The organism is Armatimonadota bacterium (genome assembly GCA_036504095.1).
Lineage (GTDB): Bacteria > Armatimonadota > DTGP01 > JAKQQT01 > JAKQQT01 > DASXUL01.
The window spans coordinates 42463-62646 of record DASXVS010000072.1 but is presented as its reverse complement, the minus strand read 5'-3'; the positions used below and the strand labels follow the sequence as shown (position 1 = coordinate 62646).

At 62.5% G+C, this 20184-nt stretch carries 17 protein-coding genes; 13 read left to right on the top strand and 4 right to left on the bottom strand.

Annotation, left to right across the window (positions count from 1 at the left end):
• Positions 1-39: 39 nt before the first annotated feature.
• Positions 40-951 (bottom strand): hypothetical protein, encoded by a 912-nt coding sequence (locus VGM51_17420; protein HEY3414822.1) that lies wholly within the window; start codon positions 949-951, stop codon positions 40-42.
• 264 nt (positions 952-1215) lie between these two features.
• Here VGM51_17420 and VGM51_17415 point away from each other — a divergent pair, with 264 nt between their 5' ends.
• Together VGM51_17415 and VGM51_17410 are read left to right on the top strand one after the other, a co-directional pair.
• Complete coding sequence (locus VGM51_17415; protein ID HEY3414821.1) at positions 1216-1905, top strand: response regulator transcription factor; 690 nt, start codon at positions 1216-1218, stop codon at positions 1903-1905.
• A complete protein-coding gene (locus tag VGM51_17410; protein ID HEY3414820.1) occupies positions 1902-3407 on the top strand; it encodes an ATP-binding protein in 1506 nt (501 codons plus the stop codon). Before VGM51_17415 ends, VGM51_17410 begins: the two co-directional genes overlap by 4 nt.
• A gap of 9 nt (positions 3408-3416) precedes the next feature.
• On the opposite strand, the gene ppc is transcribed toward VGM51_17410, so the two are convergent.
• Positions 3417-6275 carry a phosphoenolpyruvate carboxylase gene (gene ppc / locus VGM51_17405; GenBank protein ID HEY3414819.1) on the bottom strand — a complete coding sequence of 953 codons (2859 nt, stop codon included), beginning with the start codon at positions 6273-6275 and terminating at the stop codon, positions 3417-3419.
• Between the two features lie 182 nt (positions 6276-6457).
• On the opposite strand from ppc, the gene VGM51_17400 reads away from it, so the two are divergent.
• Positions 6458-9313: a PAS domain-containing protein gene (locus VGM51_17400; GenBank protein ID HEY3414818.1), complete on the top strand. Its 2856-nt coding sequence runs from the start codon at positions 6458-6460 to the stop codon at positions 9311-9313.
• A 71-nt stretch (positions 9314-9384) separates the two neighbouring features.
• Here VGM51_17400 and VGM51_17395 read toward each other — a convergent pair whose 3' ends face one another.
• Entirely contained in the window at positions 9385-10215 is an 831-nt protein-coding gene (locus VGM51_17395) for a PstS family phosphate ABC transporter substrate-binding protein (protein HEY3414817.1), read from the bottom strand.
• 25 nt (positions 10216-10240) lie between these two features.
• A complete protein-coding gene (locus VGM51_17390) occupies positions 10241-11776 on the bottom strand; it encodes a porin (GenBank protein HEY3414816.1) in 1536 nt (511 codons plus the stop codon).
• Between the two features lie 205 nt (positions 11777-11981).
• On the opposite strand from VGM51_17390, the gene VGM51_17385 reads away from it, so the two are divergent.
• The 10 genes from VGM51_17385 (at position 11982) to VGM51_17340 (ending at position 20177) form a co-directional block, all read left to right on the top strand.
• Positions 11982-12380 (top strand): hypothetical protein, encoded by a 399-nt coding sequence (locus VGM51_17385; GenBank protein HEY3414815.1) that lies wholly within the window; start codon positions 11982-11984, stop codon positions 12378-12380.
• 23 nt (positions 12381-12403) lie between these two features.
• Positions 12404-13747 carry an ATP-binding protein gene (locus VGM51_17380; protein ID HEY3414814.1) on the top strand — a complete coding sequence of 448 codons (1344 nt, stop codon included), beginning with the start codon at positions 12404-12406 and terminating at the stop codon, positions 13745-13747.
• Between the two features lie 8 nt (positions 13748-13755).
• Positions 13756-14436, top strand: coding sequence for a response regulator transcription factor (locus VGM51_17375; protein ID HEY3414813.1), 681 nt, complete (start codon positions 13756-13758; stop codon positions 14434-14436).
• A gap of 93 nt (positions 14437-14529) precedes the next feature.
• Positions 14530-15417: a phosphate ABC transporter substrate-binding protein gene (locus VGM51_17370; protein HEY3414812.1), complete on the top strand. Its 888-nt coding sequence runs from the start codon at positions 14530-14532 to the stop codon at positions 15415-15417.
• Positions 15418-15468: 51 nt separating this feature from the next.
• A complete protein-coding gene (pstC, locus tag VGM51_17365; protein HEY3414811.1) occupies positions 15469-16386 on the top strand; it encodes a phosphate ABC transporter permease subunit PstC in 918 nt (305 codons plus the stop codon).
• Positions 16379-17272: a phosphate ABC transporter permease PstA gene (gene pstA, locus VGM51_17360; protein HEY3414810.1), complete on the top strand. Its 894-nt coding sequence runs from the start codon at positions 16379-16381 to the stop codon at positions 17270-17272. Before pstC ends, pstA begins: the two co-directional genes overlap by 8 nt.
• Before the next feature lie 82 nt (positions 17273-17354).
• Positions 17355-18158, top strand: a complete 804-nt coding sequence (gene pstB, locus VGM51_17355) for a phosphate ABC transporter ATP-binding protein PstB (protein ID HEY3414809.1) — start codon at positions 17355-17357, stop codon at positions 18156-18158.
• Positions 18159-18214: 56 nt separating this feature from the next.
• The gene (gene phoU, locus VGM51_17350; GenBank protein ID HEY3414808.1) at positions 18215-18937 is read left to right on the top strand and encodes a phosphate signaling complex protein PhoU; all 723 of its coding nucleotides are present in this window, start codon (positions 18215-18217) and stop codon (positions 18935-18937) included.
• A 117-nt stretch (positions 18938-19054) separates the two neighbouring features.
• A complete protein-coding gene (locus tag VGM51_17345) occupies positions 19055-19558 on the top strand; it encodes a MarR family transcriptional regulator (GenBank protein ID HEY3414807.1) in 504 nt (167 codons plus the stop codon).
• Positions 19536-20177: a nitroreductase family protein gene (locus tag VGM51_17340; GenBank protein HEY3414806.1), complete on the top strand. Its 642-nt coding sequence runs from the start codon at positions 19536-19538 to the stop codon at positions 20175-20177. The genes VGM51_17345 and VGM51_17340 overlap by 23 nt, the downstream gene beginning before the upstream one ends.
• Positions 20178-20184 lie beyond the last annotated feature (7 nt).

Genomic DNA, 20184 nt, shown 5'->3' with positions numbered 1-20184 from the left:
TTGGGGGCCCCCCCCTCTCGCTCAACCAGTCTGCGCTGGCTAGAATCCGCCGCCGTCTCCTCCCGGGGGCGGGCCCACGGGTCCGCCATCAGGACCACCCGGAGGAGGCCCCATCTGCCCGTCGTCAGGTCCACCCGGAGGAGGCCCTATCGGTCCGCCATCAGGACCACCCGGAGGCGGGCCCATCCGGCCGCCGCCGCCAGGGCCACCGCGGCGACCGCCGTCGGGCGGCCCCATCTGACCGCCGTCCGGGCCGCCGGGGCGACCGGTATTGAACTTGGCGACAATCGCCTTTTGATCAGCGGTCAGCACGGCGAGCGCGGATTCGTGGGCGCTGCGCGTTATCTGCGCCATGGCGGCACGATCCGGTCCTATCTGATTGTCACTGGGCGTTTGGTTGAAGATCGCATCGAGGGCCGTCCTGGCCTTCACTGCGATGGCGTGGATGCTGGCCCGCTGATCGTCCGTGAGTTTTAGAAGCGGGATCGCCGGAGGCGGAATGCGCACCAGCCGAAAGTCGTTTGCATCGTTAAGGAAGCGGGTCAGGAGCTTATTCTGGTCAGCAGTCAGGACCGCTACGACCTGGTTGCTGTATGTCTTGTCAAGCGCCTGTACCTTCTTCATCATCGCATTCATGGTCGCGGGGTCAGGCGGGCCGTTGCCGTCAGCAGGCGGCGGAGGCATTTGTTCGCGAACAGCTTGGCGAAACGCCTGCTGAATGGCCAGAATCTGCGTTTTCTGGCCAGCTGTCAGGTTAAGCGCCGATTCCAGAGATTGAACGGGAGCGTTCGCCGCCGTCATGACCTGGCCGCCGCCCATGGGCCGACCCATGCCTGGACCCATGCGGCGCCCCCCACCGCGTGGGCCCTGCGCCACGGCGATTCCCACGGCGATTGCTGTCAGTCCCATCACGACGAGCACCGTTCCGATCTTTCCAAATCTGCTCTGCATCGTCATACCCTCCTTCGTCTCCGTCAGGATTCGATTGGAGACTCCATCGTCTCCGCTTCCTGACACTACGATGATACCGAAGGGTTATGAAATGAACGTGAAAACCCGCAGCCTCCAAAAAGTATTTTGGTGAGGTTCCGTCCGGAATTCCTGAAGGCGCGGCGGCTTCGATTCCTATGCGGGTTTTCATTTGGTTTTCACGTGCCGGGTGTATCATCGAGGTGGCGGGCGGATTCGCCGGCGTGGAACGGCGGGAGGTATTCGATGAGGGTGCTGGTCATAGAAGATGAAACCGCGATCCTCCGGGTCGTCAAGCGCGGCTTGGAGCAGGCGGGGTTCGTTGTGGATACCGCGGAGGACGGCCGGGCCGGGTTCGACGCGGCAATGGAGGGAGTCCACGCCCTGATTGTGCTCGATTTGATGCTGCCGAAGATGGATGGCTGGACGGTGTGCGAAGAGCTTCGAAGAAATTGTGTTCAAACTCCCATCCTGATGTTGACCGCGCGCGGCACCGTTCAGGATCGCGTCCACGGGCTGGATATAGGGGCGGACGACTACCTGCCAAAGCCATTCGATTTTTCGGAGTTGCTGGCGCGTATGCGTGCCCTTCTTCGACGGGATAAGGTGCACCGCTCGCGCGTATTCCAGGTGGCGGACCTCGAAGTGGATACCGGGCGCCGGCGGGTGACGCGCGCAGGCGTGGAGATCATGCTCAGCAGGCGCGAATATGATTTGCTGGAAGCGCTCGCCGCCAACGAAGGTCAGGTGCTCACCCGGGAGATCATCCAGGAAAATGTCTGGGGCGACGACGAGTCATATTCGAACACGGTGGACGTCTACATCGGTCTCCTTCGGAAGAAGATTGACAACGGACACGCGGACCGCCTGATCCACACCGTTCGCGGCTTCGGGTACGCATTGCGGAGACCGGAAGGGACGGAGGCAGCGGGATGAAAGCCCCCACCGGTTCCGGGCGGAGACTGGGCTGGCGCTCGGTACGTACGCAGCTGATCGTCTGGAACATCGTCACGCTGGCCGTGATGCTGGGCGTGCTGGGAGGCTTCATCCAGTACACCGTACGGGCCACGATGCTTGCGTCTGTCGACCGCGAACTCGACCGCATGGCGCGACCGCTCCTTCGTCCGCCGGGGCTTCGCGATGGTCGAGGTGGGCCGCCCGATGGCGGACGCATGGATGGACGGGGCGGACCGGACCTCGGGCCTCCCCCCGAGGATCGACCACCCGATGCGCGTTTGCGCCGCGGCGGCGGACCGATGCTCGGTCCGGGACTGGGCGGCGGGCCCGCGGGGCGCTCCAGCCGGTATCGGGCGCGAGTGATCGACCTGACCGGCGCCGCCATTTTTCCACCGGAAGCGCACGAGCCGTGGGACAAAGCCGCGGCTTCGACTGCGCGCGGCGGACGGCGGGTCTACTCGACGATTCAGGCGGAAGACGGACGGATCAGGGTCTTGTCCGTGCCGATTCCTCCAAGCGGGCGGGTCGACCGCGTGGTTCAGATACCGACGCCCCTCGACGATGTGGACAACGCCATGGAGGGCGTCAACCGCGCCCTTTTGACCCTCATCCCGGTCGCGCTGCTTTGGGCGGGCCTCGGCGGAGCCCTTCTCACCGGAAGGGCGCTCGCGCCCGTGCGGCGCCTTACGCAAACGGCCGGGCGCATCAGCGCGCAAGATCTATCGGAACGCCTCCCCGTGACCGGCACGGATGAGTTCGCGGAATTGTCCAGCACTTTCAACGCCATGCTCAGCCGTCTGGACGAGTCTTTCAGCGAACAACGCCGATTCACCGCGGACGCATCGCACGAATTGCGCACGCCGCTGACCATCATCAAGGCCAATACGTCACTGGCCCTATCCGGCAATCCCTCGCCCGATGACTACCATCAGGCGATGGACGAAATCAACCGCGCAGCCGATACCGCCGCCAGTCTCGTACAAAACCTGCTGGTCCTGGCCCACTCGGATGCGGGGCAGTTGGGCAAGGAGAAGACGGCGCTGCCCATCCGCGAGATACTGCTGGGCGCTATCGCGTCGACGCCACGCGGCGATGGACCACAGGTGAACCTGGACGCTCCAGACGTATCGCTGTGTGTACTGGGGTGCCAGGATGAGTTGGTCCGTGTGTTCGCCAACCTGATCGAAAACGCCATCCGCTACACTCCGGCGGATGGAACCATCACAGCAAGCGCACAAGCGGAGAGGGACATTGTTCGCGTGACTGTCTCCGATACGGGGTCCGGGATTCCCGCCGAACATCTCCCGCATCTTGGAGAGCGGTTCTATCGGGTGGACCCATCCCGCACACGCCCTAGCGGCGGCTCCGGCTTGGGCCTGTCCATCTGCAAGGGCATCGTGGAAGCACACGGCGGCTCCATCGCCTTCGAGAGCGCGGTGGGGCAGGGAACGAAGGTGACGGTAACGCTTCCGAAGGCCTAATCCGGGGCGCTAGCCTGTGCTCTGCATCCCCGCCGCAACACCGGCGATGCTCAACATCACGGCGTCGCGCCACGCGGTGCCCTCTTCGTCGTCGGACAGGAATGCCAGCTGTCCCCAGCTTTCCATCAGAGCAACTTGCAGCCGGTTCAGCGGCATCACGATGGGATTTCGAATCGACACCATCGTGCGAACGGCTTGCGCGTATTCGAGCAGTTCGGGAGCGCCGGTGATTCGCAGCGCCCAGTCGCGGGTGAGGGCGAATTCCCGTTCGATCACGCCATCGATGCGTTGGCCAAGCGAGGATGGGCGCACGCTGGCGGCGTACATGGCGGCCGTTGGCATGTGTGCCCGAAGCAGTTCCAACTGCAGATCGTCAATGAGCGTTCGGAAGAACGGCCAGCCCTTGTACATCGCACGCAGCGTTTGGAGGCCGTCGGGCTGCCGGTCGGCATACCATTGCAGCGCGCTTCCCACTCCGTACCAGCCGGGTACTCCGTAGCGGCTCTGAACCCAGGCGAAGACCCAGGGTATGGCGCGCAGGTCGTCGATACCGCTGCCGCGTCCGCCCGGGCGGCGGGCCGGCCGCGATCCGATCGATAGCCCGCCGATATGGGCGATGGGCGTTGCCTGAGTGTAGAAATCCCAGAACTCGGGGTCGTCGTAAACTAGCTCTCGATACACCCGGCGCGATTCCCCGGCCAGCAGTTCAGCGGCATTGTGCCACTCGCTGCGCGCGTGCAAACGTTGACGGGGATGCCCGAATGACAACAGGACCGCGTTGGCGATCTGCTCAAGGTGGCGGTGGGCGAACGGAGGCAGGCTGTAGCGGTAGGACACCACCTCACCCTGCTCGGTGAACCGAATGCGCCCGTTTGAGCTTCTCGCCGGCTGTGACAAGATCGCCTGGTTTGCGCGCCCGCCCCCCCGGCCCACAGTGCCGCCGCGGCCGTGGAACAGGCGGAGTTGTATTCCGGCCTTCCGGCATGTTGAGGCGAGGCGCGATTGCGTGGCATGAAGCGCCCAGTTGGCTGCGAGGTATCCGCCGTCCTTACTGCTATCGGAGTAGCCGAGCATGATCTCCTGGAACGCCGCGCGGGCGGTCAGATGCTTGCGGTAGGCGCGATTGGAGAACAACGAGCGCATCAGCTTGTCGCAACTGTTGAGATCGTCGATAGTCTCGAACAGCGGCACGATATCCAAATCGCTTTCCATCTCCAGGCTGTCGCCGAGGAGGCTCCAGCGCAGCAGTCCGGCCTCTCGCGCAAGGAGCAGGGCCTCCAGAATGTCGCTCACGCCGTGGGTCATACTGATCACGTAAGCGGTCACCGCCTGGCGTGAAAGATACCGCTGCGCGTGACGGATCACCTCGAAGACCTCAAGGACATTTCGCGCTCGATCGGAGCCCGACCAGTCGCGCAGCAGGAGCGGCCTCGGTTGGGATAGTTCCGCCGTCAGCAGCCGAACGCGTTCGCCCTCGTCCAACGACCCGTAGGTCCGGCCCGGCGGAAGAACGCCCGCAACGCCGAGTATCTCCTCAAGGACCGCGGAATGCTCGTCGCTGTGCTGGCGGACATCGAGAGAAACGAGGTGAAATCCGAAAGTGGCGACCTGCGCGACGAGGCGTGCCAATGGCCCCTCGTCGGCGAGAACAGCCGCCCGGTTCGCGCGGAGGCTGCGCTGGATGAGGCGGAGGTCATCCAGGAGTTCATCGGCTGAAGAATACGCCGGCGGACGGGGCACAAATGCGGGGCCTTCGGCGCGGAAATCCTCCAGCCCATCGAGATGGTCCATCGCGGCATCCAGGCGGACTTGCATGTAGGCCAGTTTGAGGGCGTATGGCTCCAACGCGAACCGACGCTCGGACTCGGGCAGGCTCCCCACCGCTTCCCGGTCGGACGCAATGGAATCCAGCAGCTCCGGTGAGACCGGCGTTTGGCGCAGGCTTTGCGTCAGCTCGCCCTGAAGAGCGGCGCATCGCTGCCTCCACGCCCCCAGGCCCACCCGTTTATGGCTCAGAAGGGTTCGCCAGGTCACGTCGGCGGTGACGTTCGGATTGCCGTCTCTATCACCGCCAACCCACGATCGGTACGTCAGAAACGGCGGGATCTCGAAGGCTCCGCCGGGATAGTATCGGGTCAGGGCAGCTTTGACGTCCTCATGCAGCCACGCCACGACGTCCAGAATCGTGTGTTCGAGGTAATAGAGCACATTCCGAACCTCGTCTTCGACAGTCAGGGGAGTGGACCGGAGTTCGTCTGTCTGCCAGAGTTCCGTGAGCGCGCGGCGCAGGTCGCTCTCCGCCTGTCCGTGAGCCGCCAGCGGTCCGGACCATAGCCTGTCCGCTCCCGCTTCCACCGCGAGCGCCTCGGCGACGGCCTGCAGCTTGTCGAGCACCGACCGCCGGCGCGCCTCGGTTGGATGGGCGGTCAGGGTGGGGCAGATATCGGTCCTGAGGAGAGTAGCCTGCATCTCCTGGGCGGATACACCGGCTTCGGCGAGCACACGGACTGCGTCCGCGATTGACTCGGGGCGAGGGGCCACTCCCGCGTGTGCTTCGCGCTCGCGGTTCACCCGGACGATCTCTTTCTGCTGCGCGGTGTTCAGGAGTTGGAAGAAGACCGTGAACGCGCGAAGCACCCGTTGGACGGTGATCGGGTCCCTGAGCTCCGGGATTCGCGAGAGAAGAGTGCCGGGGTCGCCCGTGTCCTCGCATGCATACAAACCCCTCGCGACTCGCATCACCGATGGGTCTTCGTGTTCGGTCAGGACATCTCCCAGTGCGGCATCTAGCCAGCGGATATCGTGCCCAAGCGGGGCGGAGAGGCCGGCGGCGTCCAGTGCGATATTCAGGAACGGCTGGGAGTTCATACTTCCTGTACCCTTCATCAGCCTGCGCAGTTCGATTGTTCCATTATAGGCCCAATGTATGACTCTATCGTGTTGACCGAGTGACCGGGCTGGCCTATCATGGAACGCAATAGAGCGTTCGCGGCAATCGGGGTTTGGCGTCCAGTGGAGGGCTGTGTCATCCGCGAACCCAAGGGTGACCTATGGATCAATCCGATTCCCAAAAAACCGAAGTCTCCGCTGCCTCCGAAGGGCCGTTCTCCCGTTTCTTCGCCGACAGCCCGTCGCCGATGTTCGTCTACGACCAGGAATCGCTCCGGTTTGTGTCGGTGAACGAAGCGACGGTCCGGCTGTATGGCTACACGCGCGATGAGCTCCTGGGCATGACCATCGCTGATATCCGCCCCCCCGAAGACGTTCCCGCCATGCTCAAGGTCGTCTCATCGACCGATCCCAGAACGATCCGGCAGGGCGAGTGGCGCCATCGCCGCAAGGACGGTAGTGTCCTCGATGTCGAGATTACGTCGCACAGTATCGTCCATGCCGGCCGCCCCGCCCGGTTTGTGGTCGTGCAAGATGTAACCGAACGGACTCGCGCCGAAGAAGGCGTCCGCATCCTGTTTGACCAGATTCGAAAAGAGCGGCAAAGGCTCGACAACCTCCTGGAGCGGGTGCCGGCGATCGTGTGGGAATTCTGGAACGAGCCCGACGAATCTCGGCAGCGGATCAACTATGTCAGCGCCTTCGCGGAAGGCTTGCTGGGCTACCCGCCGGCCGTATGGCTGGATCCGGACGGTTTCTGGGTGACCCTGGTTCACCCTGACGACCGCGAGCGAGCGCAGCGTGAAGCCTGGGATTCGTATAACTCGGGGAATGGGGGTGTCAGCCAGTTCCGCTGCATCGCCAGCGATGGCCGCGTTGTGTGGATCGAGGCGACATCCGTCGTCATCTACGATGAAGATGGCTCCAAAGCGGGCGTCCGCGGAGTCAATATCGACATCACTGCGCGCAAGTTGGCGGAGCAGGCGCTTCGAGAGAGCGAAGAGCGTTATAGCCTCGTGGAGCGCGCGACCAATGATATTATCTGGGACTGGGATTTGCTCACGGGGAAGCTGCATCACAGCAACGCCGTTACAACCGTCCTCGGGTATCCTCCCGGCAGCGCGAGTCTCGATGGCCGGTGGTGGTTCGAAGGGACGCATCCGGACGACCGTGAGCAGATTGTAGAGCAGGTCTGGCAGACCGTAAACGGCGGCGGGTCGTACTGGTCCGGCGAATACCGATTTCGGAGGGGGGACGGTACGTGGGCGAGCATCCTCGACCGCAGCTATATCATGCGGGACTCGCAGGGCCGCGCCATCCGGATGATCGGCTCGATGGTGGACATGTCCGAGCGCACGAGGGCCGAACAGGCGTTGCGATTCCTTGTCGAAGCCAGCGAAACGCTCGCGACGTCGCTGGACTACTCGACGACACTGGATAACCTGACCCGCATCGCTGTCCCGTTCCTTGCGGACTGCTGCACTATTCACACGGTGGATGACGCGGACGCCATCCACATCACCTCGTTTGCCCATATCGATCCGGATAAAGAGCGGGCGCTGAAGGAACTGGCGCGAAGTGCCGTGACCCCTCCTCACGTTCCGCACCCCGTCCGGGCGGTGCTCGAATCCGGCGTCCCACTCATTCGCCCGCAGATTACGGATGCGGATGTCGCCGCCGCTGAAGCCAACGACAGTCTTCGAGACGCCTGGCACATCGTCAACCCGCTGTCGGCGATTTCCGTGCCGCTGCGAGCCCGCGGCCGGGTCTTTGGCGTCATCTCCTTCATGGCGTCGGAGTCGGAGCGCATCTTCACGGAATCGGATCGAGAACTGGCCACCGAGCTCGCGAGACGGGCGTCCGTTGCGGTTGACAACGCACGGCTGTACCAGAAAGTTCAGCTCGCGGACACAGCGAAGAATGAGTTTCTCGCGATGCTGGGCCACGAGCTTCGGAACCCCTTGGCGGCCATCTCGAACGCGGGAGAATTGATCCGCTTGCATGGCAACGCGGATCCGTCGCTTCAGCGGACGCTGGAGGTCGTCGAGCGGCAGACGCACCATATGGCCCGACTCGTTGACGACCTCCTTGATGTTTCCCGTATCACTCAGGGCAAGATCGAACTGCGACGCGAAAACATCGATATTCGCCCGATCGTGAGCCAGGCGGTCCAGACCGCCCAGCCTCTGATCAATGCGCGCCGCCACGTGATCGACGTGCGCATGCCGGAACTGCCGTTGTATGTCTGGGCGGACCCGGTGCGGATGGCGCAGGTTTTGTCCAATCTCCTTTCCAATGCGGCCAAGTACACGGAACCCGGAGGGCGAATCGCGGTGACGGTAGACGGGGAAGGGCCGGAGTGCATCGTGCGCGTTCAGGACACAGGCGTGGGTATTTCGGCGGACATGCTGGAGAACGTCTTCGACCTGTTCGCGCAGGGGGACAGGGCGCTGGATCGGGACCAGCGCGGTCTCGGCATCGGACTGACCGTCGCGAAGAACCTCGTACAGTTGCACGGTGGCTCGGTTACGGCGCGGAGCGAAGGTATCGGCAAAGGTGCGGAGTTTGTCATCCGGCTTCCCGTGCAGGGCTCGCCTCCGGCGGATCAACCGCAGCCCGCCAAACCAGGGCGCTCCACGGGGTCAGCCAGGCGCCGCATCCTGCTCGTAGAGGACAACCTTGACGTTGCCCGCACACTCGCGGAGATCCTGGAGCTGTGGGGTTATGAGGTCCAGTTGGCACACGACGGGCAGGCAGCGTTGGCCCTCGCTCGGACATCGGACGCGGACGTCGTGCTGATGGACATCGGGCTGCAGGGAATAGATGGTTACGAGGTCGCGAGGAGCCTCCGCGAGAACCATCTGCTGCCAAAAGCCACACTGGTGGCGCTAACGGGATACGGCCAGGAGGACGACCAGCGAAGATCGCGCGAAGCCGGCTTCCGGCACCACCTCGTCAAACCGGTGGACTTCAATGCCCTGGAGAAACTGCTCGCCGCGATCGGGGTGAGGGATTGAGGGCGGAGGGCTGAGTGCTGAGAGGCGAGGGCTGAGGGAAGGCGTGCTTCCCCCAGCCCTCATAGCGAGGCTTATCTCAGCGGAACGTATCCGACTTTGGAGACGATCTTCTGGCCTTCGGAACTCTGCGCGAACTTCAGAAAATCGGCTACTTCGCCCGATGCGCTGCCGCGCGTCACCATGAACAGGTAGCGGAACAGCGGATAGGAGCCGTCGGATACGGTGCCGGTGCTGGGCAGGATCGCCTTGGCGCCTTCCTTTACGGCAACCGCCTTCACCTTGCCGGACCATTTCTCGTAGTAGGCGAGGCCGATGTATCCGATCGCTCCGGCATCGCGGGAGACGACCTGGGCGATCGCGTTGTTGCTCGGCATAGCCAGCATATCGCTCCGGTACGGCTGGCCGGGGAACAGGGTGTCCTTGAAGAAGCCATAGGTGCCCGAAGAGGAGTCGCGGCCGACAACGACGATTCGCAGATTGGGTCCGCCGACTTCCTTCCAGTTGCTGATGCGGCCGGAGTAAATCCCGCCGATCTGCTTCATGGTCAGCTCGTTGACGCCGGTGCTCTTATTGGTGATGACGCAGATGCCATCCTTGGCGACCCGGGTCGCCTTCGGGATGAATCCTTTGGCCTTCGCCTGGTCATACTCCTTCGGTTGGATCGGCCGCGAGGCGTCCGCGATGTCGGTGTTGCCGTTGACCAGCGCGGTGATTCCGACCCCGGACCCGCCGCCTGTAACCGAAACATCGGCGTTCTTGTGACTGGCCTGGTATTGTTCAGCCAGCGCCTGGGCCAGCGGCAGAATCGTGTCGGATCCCTTCAACGTGACGCCGGCGACCGCGGGTATTGTCAGGGCGGCAAACCCTGCCGCGACCATCATCATCTTGTTGACTTTCATCATCTTTCCCTTCTGTTGCCCGCTCGACTCAGAACTTCAACATGAACTGAGTGGTAAGCAGGTTCTGTTTGGGCCTGGGCGTCCCGTTCTTGGGATCAGGCAGGCGCGGCATTTCGTAAGCCACCGTGAACTTGGTGTTGGGGTTGATCGTGCGCTGAACCAGGAAGCCCAGCGTCGGAATGGCCACGAAGTTGGACAACGGGGTGCCCGCGATCGGTTCGTTCGTATTAGGGTCGTAGCTGTCGTAGCGAACGGCGACGGCCGTTTTCATCCCGATGTTGCGGGTTATCTGCCCGTACCAGTAGCGGAAGTTGGTTGAATCGAAGTTGGAGGACGTGGAGTTGTTCCAGGAGTTATACTGCTTGCCGACGACGTATTCGCCCTTGATGGCGGTTTCGGGAATACCGTAGAAGCGCAGTTCGGCGCCATAGCGCGTCCGGTCGTGGTCGCTGTACACTTTGCCCGCCGTGGTGGATGTTCCATTGGGATCGTTGGACTTACCGGCGTAAGCGGATACGCCAAGTTCCAGCGTGCCTGTTGGCGGAGCGTAAAGGAGGCGCGCGGAAAGGTCCTTGTGGGAGTTCTGGTCAACATAGGTGGTCGGACCGGTATCGCCGATCCCGCCGCCGTTGAAGACGCCGAGCCAGTACTGGAGGGCCCGATTGCCCAGTGAGCCGTTCACCTGAAGGCCGCGGTCGCGTTCGCCGCTGAAAATGATGCCTTCGCCGCGGCTGCGCTCGGGGAATTCGCGATCCGTGTCGCTCTGGCCAATCTCATATCCGAACGGAATGTTGAACTGGCCGGCCGTCAGGGTGAGGGGCTGGTCCAGGCTGGTGGCGCGCTTCAGGGGGAAAGACATGTAGGCGTCGCGCATAGTCACCGCGTTGCCTCGGTCAGCGGCAAGTTGCAGCACATACTGGTTATTGTCGCGTGCGGTGTAGGTTGCTTTCAGGCGGGCGCGGCGCATCACGAAACCATCGTAGTTGCCCTGAACTCCGCCGGGCTGAATACCGCTCTTGCTGTCGGAGCGGGTCTGCCCCCAGAACTGGGTGAACCCGGTGATCGCCAGTTTCTTCAGGCCGGCCACGTCGGTGGCGGTTGCCTGAACGGGGCCTTCAGGATCGTTGATGGCTTCCTCAAGCGCTGTGAGCTTGCCGTCCTGATCGTCGAGCCGCGTCTTGATGCCGGCCAGGTCCGTGCCCAACACCGTCAACTCTGTCTTGTATTCCTCAACGAGTCTGCGGACTTCGGCAAGGTCCTCCGGTGATGCCGACGGGGGGGGCGGGGCGGGCGTTGTCGGTGTTACGGCGGGGGTTGTGGGTTCGGGCTTGTTTTCCAGCCGGTCCACAACGCGCTTGACGATGGCTGCCATTTCGTAGCGGGTGAGTGTCCGCGGGCCCAGGAATTTGCCGTCCGGGTATCCCAGAACAAGCCCCTTGGATGCAAGATCCTGAACCGCCTTGTAGGCCCAGTGATCGGGCGCAACGTCGCTCGTTTGCGCCAGCGCCGGCCGGAACAGAGCTGCCCCTAGCGTCAGCGCCGCAATAGTAGCGTACTTCCTCAAGTTCGTCTCCTTTTGAGGGGTGGGGGAGCCGGTAGAAAATGGTGTGGCCCCTGCCCTTAACCCTATGGGGCCCACCTTTTGGGAGTCTTGCGGACGTCTTAAGGTGTATTCAGATAGCATTAACGCATGGTTAAAGCGCCTGCATGCCGTTGCCATTCGGGCGTTTCCCGCCGCACGATAAGGTGCGAAGGAGAGTTAAGAAGATATGAAGTCACGCACATTGATAGCCCTTGCAGGGCTGACGTTTGGATTGGCGGGCTGCGGCAAGCCCGTGGGCTCGGGGCCATCGAATTCAGCGGCGCCCGCGGCCCTGGTAGCAGGTTCAGGAGCTACCGTAACGGTTACAATTAAGGAATGGAATATCACGGTGGAGCCCGCCGCGGTCCAAGCCGGCACCGTTACCCTGAAGATGCGCAACACCGGGAAACAACCGCACGGGATTTATCTTGAGGGGCCATCCGTAGATCGCAAAACGCCGCGGCTCGAGCCCGGCGCATCGACAGACCTGACACTGTCGGTTCCGTCCGGCGACTTCAGCCTGACGGATTTCGTGAAGGATAACGAATTCACCCACGGTATGAAGGCCAACCTGCACTGCAAGTAAGTGTATTGAATCGGATTCACCCTATGCGCCTCTTCCACTCGATACGCTGGATGGTATTCGCGAGCGTGCTTGCTCTGACATTGGCAGCCGCCGGCGCGGCGCTCATTGCGGATCTCGCTATGGGGTTGTACGGCGCCATTGCCGTCGTGGCCGTTGTAGGGATCGCCGGCGCATGGTGGGTCTCGGCGCGGGTGGGCGCTCCGCTGGAAGCGTTGCTGGAGTGGTCTCGCAGGCCTTCCGCCCGCGGGCCGCGCGTCGCTTCTCGTGACGAATGGAAGGACCTGGCCGAGACCTTCTCCGGGCTCCTTTCGTCCGCGAACGAGAGAGCCGAGCGCGCGGAATCCGAGCGAGCGCATCTGCAGGCCGTCATGGACACGATGGCCGACGGAGTGCTGGTGGTGGATCGCGCTGCCCGGGTTCAAATGGTGAACAGGGCCGCCCGGGGACTCTTCGAGGAATGCGGTCCCGACTCTAGTGGGAGAACCGTCATCGAATGCACGATGAGTGCGCCACTCGACGCCGCTATCCACCGTGCGCTGGATTCCGGCGCAACACACTACACCGACATTGAGCTCCTGTTCCCGAACCCTCGCCAGATTCGTGCCGTCGTGAGTGCCGCCGGTGAAGGGCCGTCACAGGCAGCCGTGGCGGTTCTTCACGACATCACGGATCGCGTTCACCTGGAACGGGTGCGCAAAGACTTCGTCGCCAACGTGAGCCATGAGCTCAGGACCCCGGTTTCCGGGATTCAGACGATGGCGGAGAATCTCCTCGACGGCGCGCTGGACGATCCAACGGTTGCCCGGCATTTCCTGAAACACATCCTCGACTCCACGAGGCGGCTCGTGGCGTTGCTGGGCGATCTGCTGGTGTTGGCACGCGCCGAATCCGGCCAGCCGCTGTCCTTCGAGGCTGTTGACGTCAGCTCGATCGCCTCCGAAGTGGCGAACGAACTGGAGCACCTTCGCGAGGCGAAGGACATCCGGATATTGGTGACGGTCCCGCACATGCTCCGCGCGTTCGCTACCCCAGAAGCCGTGCGGCAAATCATCACCAACCTCGTGGAAAACGCCGTAAAATACTCGCCGTCCGGGGGAGCGGTTGAAGTGTCCGGCAGAGAAAGCGGCGGTTTTGTAGAGGTTCGCGTTACGGATCACGGGATCGGGATCCCGCCCGAGCACCAAACGCGGATATTCGAGCGATTTTACCGGGTGGACCGCGCGCGCTCCAGAGAACTGGGCGGCACGGGCCTGGGCCTCAGCATTGTCAAACATCTCGCGGAAACCGCCGGCGGAGGCGTAGAAGTGGACAGTACTCCGGGTCGCGGATCCGTATTCACCGTGCGCCTCCCCGTGGCGCCCCAATGAGCCGAATTATGTCTGAAACCATTCTCATCATCGAAGACGAGCAAGCGATCGCGGATGGCGTCGCGTGGGCGTTGCGCCAGGAAGGTTTCCTGGTGGAAACCGCCGCAGACGGTGAAGCGGGGCTGGCGGTCGTCCGCTCCCGCCCACCCAGCCTGATCATTTTGGACCTCATGCTGCCCGGCGTGTCCGGCTGGGAGGTCTGCCGGGCGGTCCGAAAGAGTTCGACGCTGCCCATACTCATCCTCACCGCTCGCGCCGAAGAGTTCGATCGCGTGCTCGGTCTCGAACTCGGTGCGGACGACTATGTGTCCAAGCCCTTTTCAACCCGCGAAGTCGTAGCTCGGGTGCGCGCGATTCTGCGCAGAACCGGACAGCCCGCCACCGCGGACGAGATTCTAACCGCGGAGGGGCTATCGATGGATATCGCGCGCCACGAACTCACGGTCAGCGGTGTCCAGACGCTCCTGAGCCCCAAGGAATGGGACCTGTTGGAGATTCTGCTTCGGAACCGCGGCCGCGTGCTAACCCGCGAGATTCTGCTGGACCGCGTGTGGGGCGGGGATACCTTCCTGGATCGCGGTACCCTCGACGTGCACATCCGCTGGCTCCGCCAGAAGGTGGAGCTGGACCCCGGCGCCCCGAAGCGCATTCTGACGGTACGCGGGGTGGGGTATAAGGCCGCAGACTAACGCAAGCGCTCCTTAAGGCAACGTTAATACCGCCTTAAGCGCAAGTGCAAAGTCGCTGAGCAACATGTCAGTAGATCATAAGGAGATCAACCCATGAAACGACAGTACCTGATCGCCGGGCTGGCTTCGACAGCCGTTATGCTGGCTGCCGGTTGCGGTAATAAGACGCCGTCCTCCGGCCCTGCGCCCGCCGCCGGCGGCATCACGGTGGCCGGTTCCAACACGATGGTCAATCTGGGGCAGGCGTGGGCCGAAGAGTTCGGCAAGAAGGCTGGCAGCCCCTCGGTTTCCGTGCAGGGCGGCGGTTCCGGCACCGGTATCACGGCGCTCCTTGGGGGCACAACGGACATCGCCGAATCGTCACGCGCTATGAAGCCGGCCGAGATTGAGGCCGCCAAGGCCAAAGGGTTTACCCCGAAGGAAATCGTGGTGGCCCAGGACGGCTTGAGCGTGATCGTCAACGAGAAGAGCCCCATCGCCAAACTCACCTTTGCCCAACTCGGCGATATCTTCTCCGGAAAAGTCTCCGACTGGAGTGCCGTCGGCGGACCATCCGGCAAGATCACGATAGTGAGCCGCGACAAGAGTTCCGGCAGCTACGATTTCTTCCTGAATCACGTATTGCGCAACGGCGACGAGAAAAACACCGCTATCCAATACGCGCCGTCCGCTCAGCAGCAGCAGTCGTCGCAGGCGATCGTTCAGGAGGTGAAGACGAATCCTGGCGCCATTGGATATGTGGGGCTGGGGTACGCGAAGTCGGCGGGTATCAAGGTGGTATCCGTGGCCAGGACGGCCGCCGGCCCGTATGTCACTCCCTCGATCAAGTCCGTGCTGGACAAGACCTACCCGGTTTCGCGCCCGCTCTTCTTCTACACCAAAGGCGAACCGACCGGTGAGGAGAAGCAGTTCATTGACTTCGTGCTGAGCCCGGAAGGGCAAAGCGTGGTCACCAAGCTGGAGTTCGTCCCCGTGAAATAGCCGGTCTATGTGGGGGGGGCTTCCCCCCCCACGCAACCGCTTCGAATGCTAATGGCTTTTCCACTACATCGCAGGTTGTCCGAACGCGCCGCCGAGGCGGTCATCCGCATGGCCGGCGTCACTGCGATCATCCTGGTCATCCTGATTTTCGTGTTCCTTTTGCGGGATGCCCTCCCGCTGTTGAGGACCACGAGTCTCGGCGCGCTGCTCAGCGGGTCTGAATGGTATCCCACCGACGGAAAGTTCGGCTTTCTGCCGCTTATCATTGGGTCCGCGCTGGTCACGGTCGGCGCCGTTGCTTTCGCGATACCCATCGGAGTGGCGGCTGCGGTGTACGTCGCCATCATCGCGCCGGCGCGGCTCCGCGAATTTCTGAAGCCGTCCATTGAGATGGTCGCGGCGGTGCCGTCGGTTGTTGTGGGATTCATCGGCCTTGTCACGCTTGGCCCGTTCCTGCAAAAGTTTTTCCACCTGGAGAGCGGGTCCGTCGCCCTCACCGGTAGCATCATGCTGGCCTTCATGGCCCTTCCGACGATCGTGAGTATCGCGGAAGACGCGCTTACGTCGGTTCCAAAGGACTACGCGAGCGGGAGCCTGGCTCTGGGCGCCACCCGCTGGCAGACGGTCTGGCGCGTGCTCTTGCCGGCGGCACGCCCTGGAATCGTGGCCGCCACGATGCTGGGCGTGGGGCGGGCCATCGGTGAAACGATGACGGTACTGATGGTCACGGGAAACGCATTTGCGCAGACAAAGATGATAGACGGCAAGATGGTTAACGTTCTCCCGTACACGCTGCTTCAGCCTGTGCGAACCATGACGGCGACCATCGCGGCCGAGATGGGGGAAACCGTCCAGTACAGCCATCACTACAGTGCTCTGTTTATGCTCGGATTGTGCCTTTTCGTCATCACTTTTGCGATCAACCTGGTCGCCGATGTGGCGCTGCACAGGATGCCGAAACATGGTTGATACGCAAGAAACCATCACCTCGCCGCGGTCTATCCGGCGCGGCAAGCCGCGCATCGGGGAGAGCATCGCCGTGGCGCTGACCGCCGTGGCAACCCTGTGTATCGTTGCGCCGGTAACAGCCATTGTCTGGATACTGATAGCGCGCGGCGGCCGGGCGCTGACCTGGGAGTTCCTCACGGCCATGCCGCGCGACCATATGACCGCCGGCGGCATTTTCCCCGCCATTATGGGCACCGTGTACCTGGTGGCCGGCACGGTTATCATCGCCCTTCCGGTCGGGATCCTGAGTGCGATCTACCTGTCCGAATACGCGAAACAGGGTCCGCTGACACGGATAATTCGCCTTGCCATCGTGAACCTGGCCGGTGTGCCATCCATCGTTTACGGGCTTTTTGGATACGGAGTATTTGTTCTGCTCCTCAAGTTCCAGGTGTCGATCCTTTCAGGAGCCTGCACCCTGGCCCTCCTGACATTGCCCCTGATCATCACCGCCACGGAGGAATCGTTGCGAACCGTTCCGGCCAGTTTCCGGGAGGCCAGCGTGGGCCTGGGGGCAACCCGTTTTCAGACCGTGTGGCGCATAGTGCTCCCCGGCGCGCTCCCCGGCATCCTGACCGGAGCCATCCTCGGGGTGGGCCGGGCCGCCGGAGAAACCGCGCCTATCCTGTTTACTGCGGCGGTGTTTTACCAGAAAGGTTTGCCGCACAGCCTGTCGTCGCCGATCATGGCTCTTCCCTATCATCTGTACATCATCGCGACTCAGGTGCCGGATGCCCCGCAGTCTATCCAGTGGGGTACTGCCCTGGTACTTCTGCTGCTCGTTCTGTTCACCAATCTTGGCGCCATCATTATCAGGTCGCGCCTGCGAGCGAAGAGGAACTGGTAACCACCCAATGGCAAGCGCTATGGAAGAGAGACCCCATACACTGATGAACCTCGAATCACCCGTCAGCGAGGCGACCGCCGGCATGCCGCGCCTCGTTGCCAGCCTGAATGAGAAGATCGACAAATCGGACAACCCCGTCCGGATGACCACTCGCGACATGGGCGTCTTTTACGGCTCTACCCAGGCGCTGAAGGCCGTGGATATCGATGTTCGCGCCCGCGAGATACTGGCGCTCATCGGCCCGTCCGGCTGTGGCAAAAGCACATTTTTGCGAACGTTGAACCGGATGAACGACCTCGTGGACGGCTGCCGCGTTACGGGTCGTGTGACGCTTGACGACGAGGAAATCTACGGGGCCGAGATTGACCCCGTGCTTCTTCGGACGCGCGTGGGCATGGTGTTCCAACGGCCTAATCCTTTCCCGATGAGCATTTACGACAACGTAGCTTACGGACCACGGCTTCGCAGCAAGCCCAACCGTTCGGATCTGGACGACATCGTGGAAAACAGCCTCCGGAGCGCGGCGCTCTGGGACGAGGCCAAGGACAAATTGAAGAGCAGCGCGATGTCGCTGTCGGGGGGGCAGCAGCAACGGCTGTGCATCGCTCGCGTACTGGCCGTCGAACCCGAAGTCCTCCTGATGGACGAACCCGCCTCGGCCCTGGACCCCATCAGTACGCTGAAGATCGAAGACCTGATGCGTGAACTCGTACAGACGCTGGCGATCGTCATCGTAACCCACAACATGCAGCAGGCGGCCCGTGTGAGCGATCGGACCGGCTTCTTCCTGATGGGGGAACTGATTGAGGTCGGGCGCAGCGACATCATCTTCACGAATCCTGAAGACAAGCGGACAGAAGACTATATCACCGGCAGATTTGGCTAGAATACGGCTACAGGGGTTGCCACGCGGCTTCGACGGCTGAGCGCCGGCGGGACCGCATGAACGAAGATGGCGCCGCCATGATTGTCGAAGAGGAGCCCATGATGCCGGAAGAAGAGAAGGCGAATCCAAGAGTGCAATTCGAGAAAAAACTCAACGACGTTCAGCAAAACGTCCTTCGGATGGGCAGCGTGGTCGAGGAAATGCTCCACAAGTCCATTGCGGCATATCGCCAGCGTGACCCGGAACTTGTCCGCGAGGTAATGGCCCAGGACGATGCCGTCGATGACTATAATCTGAGCATCGAAACCGACTGCCTTCATCTTCTGGCCCTCCAGAACCCGATGGCGAGGGACCTTCGGGTCATCGCCGCCGCCCTGAAAATCATCACCGATATCGAACGCATCGGTGACTATTGCGTCGATATCGCAAAGACGGCATCCCGCAATTTTGACCTTCCGCCCCTGCCGCCCACTCCGGAGCTTCAGGAAATGGCGCTGATGGTCAGCCAGATGCTCCGCGAGACGTTGCAGGCCTTTGTGAACGGCGATCTGGACATGGTTCAGCGCATGATCGAGCAGGATGACCAGGTCGACCACCTGAATAAGGCCATCCACAACGCCATGGTCGAATCAGCGCGCGCCACGCCGGCAATGGCGGCCCAGGCAATCGCCCTCCTCATGATCGCGCGGTGTCTTGAGCGGATCGCCGACCACATCACCAACGTTGGTGAACGGGTCTACTACGTGGAAACCGGCGACCACAAGGAACTCCACCAGTAACGCTGCGACGGCCGCGGCGCCACGCCGCGGCCACCCGATTGCACTGCCCCCGGCCCCACGAAACCGCGGGAACTCGCGTCTTTGGTTCGATGTTAAACCATTAGAGGTTAAAGTACAATGGGAACTCACTATATCGGGACAGAGGATGAGCGGAGGGCTTTGGACACTTTCGTCAAGCTGCTTCGCTGCGCCGACACGGTCTCCGCGAGGGCGAATGCGCACCTCGCACGTCACTCCCTCACCGTCACGCAGTTCGGCGTTCTGGAGGCTGTCTTCCATCTTGGGCCGATGTGCCAACGCACTCTGAGCGAGAAACTCCTGAAGAGCGGGGGCAACATCACGCTTGTGGTGGACAATCTGGAAAAGCAGGGCATGGTACGGCGCGTTCGCGACGCAAGCGACAGGCGCCTTTCAACGGTGCATCTGACCGATACCGGGCGAGAACTGATCACCCGGCTGTTCCCTGAGCACGTTAAGGTTGTGCGCGAGGCGCTATCCAGCCTGTCCCCCGGAGAACAGGAGGCTTTGGGCTTGCTGTGCCGGCGCCTCGGGCGCGGGGACAGCGGTCCGCGACTCACAGAAAGCAAGAGGACTACTAATGGCGAAACCGGCGAAAACTGACAACCCGATACATGAGATTCTGGTGCAGCGTTGGAGCCCGCGCGCGTTTACAGCGCAGCCGGTCTCCGAGGAGGACCTGCGCAGCATCCTCGAGGCCGCGCGTTGGGCCGCGTCCTCGTTTAACGAGCAACCGTGGCGCTACATCGTCGCGACCCGGGATCGGCCCGAGCAATTTGCTCGCGTGCTTGAGTGCCTTGTCCCGGCGAATCAGGCGTGGGCCCGGAACGCGCAGGTCCTGATGCTGGGCGTCGTGAAAGAGACCTTCACCCATAACGACGCGCCAAACCGCTCGGCGGCACACGACCTCGGGGCGGCATCCGCCAACATGACGTTTGAGGCCACGGCCCGCGGGCTGGCAGTTCACCAGATGGGTGGGATTCTGCCGGACAAGGCGCGTGAGGTATTCGGTATTCCGGAAGGCTTTCACGCCGCCACCGCCATCGCCATCGGTTACGAGGGCGACCCGGCTACCCTGCCGGAGGCTTACCGGGCGTCCGAAACGGACCCAAGGACGCGAAGGCCCCTTGACGAGATCGCCTTCGGCGATACCTGGGGAGCGCCGGTGGCAGCGCTCTCGCCAGCCGGCGGCAGCCACGGTTCAAACGATCAGGAAAGATAACGGCGAA

Excerpts from the sequence above, each read along its gene's own strand:
- VGM51_17415 (HEY3414821.1), top strand. The coding sequence starts at position 1,216 with ATGAGGGTGCTGGTCATAGAAGATGAAACCGCGATCCTCCGGGTCGTC.
- pstA (HEY3414810.1), top strand. The coding sequence starts at position 16,379 with ATGGTTGATACGCAAGAAACCATCACCTCGCCGCGGTCTATCCGGCGC.
- VGM51_17400 (HEY3414818.1), top strand. The coding sequence starts at position 6,458 with ATGGATCAATCCGATTCCCAAAAAACCGAAGTCTCCGCTGCCTCCGAA.
- VGM51_17385 (HEY3414815.1), top strand. The coding sequence starts at position 11,982 with ATGAAGTCACGCACATTGATAGCCCTTGCAGGGCTGACGTTTGGATTG.
- VGM51_17340 (HEY3414806.1), top strand. The coding sequence starts at position 19,536 with ATGGCGAAACCGGCGAAAACTGACAACCCGATACATGAGATTCTGGTG.
- phoU (HEY3414808.1), top strand. The coding sequence starts at position 18,215 with ATGAACGAAGATGGCGCCGCCATGATTGTCGAAGAGGAGCCCATGATG.
- VGM51_17380 (HEY3414814.1), top strand. The coding sequence starts at position 12,404 with ATGCGCCTCTTCCACTCGATACGCTGGATGGTATTCGCGAGCGTGCTT.
- pstC (HEY3414811.1), top strand. The coding sequence starts at position 15,469 with ATGGCTTTTCCACTACATCGCAGGTTGTCCGAACGCGCCGCCGAGGCG.
- ppc (HEY3414819.1), bottom strand. The coding sequence starts at position 6,275 with ATGAACTCCCAGCCGTTCCTGAATATCGCACTGGACGCCGCCGGCCTC.
- VGM51_17370 (HEY3414812.1), top strand. The coding sequence starts at position 14,530 with ATGAAACGACAGTACCTGATCGCCGGGCTGGCTTCGACAGCCGTTATG.
- VGM51_17410 (HEY3414820.1), top strand. The coding sequence starts at position 1,902 with ATGAAAGCCCCCACCGGTTCCGGGCGGAGACTGGGCTGGCGCTCGGTA.
- VGM51_17375 (HEY3414813.1), top strand. The coding sequence starts at position 13,756 with ATGTCTGAAACCATTCTCATCATCGAAGACGAGCAAGCGATCGCGGAT.
- VGM51_17345 (HEY3414807.1), top strand. The coding sequence starts at position 19,055 with ATGGGAACTCACTATATCGGGACAGAGGATGAGCGGAGGGCTTTGGAC.
- VGM51_17420 (HEY3414822.1), bottom strand. The coding sequence starts at position 951 with ATGCAGAGCAGATTTGGAAAGATCGGAACGGTGCTCGTCGTGATGGGA.
- pstB (HEY3414809.1), top strand. The coding sequence starts at position 17,355 with ATGCCGCGCCTCGTTGCCAGCCTGAATGAGAAGATCGACAAATCGGAC.
- VGM51_17395 (HEY3414817.1), bottom strand. The coding sequence starts at position 10,215 with ATGATGAAAGTCAACAAGATGATGATGGTCGCGGCAGGGTTTGCCGCC.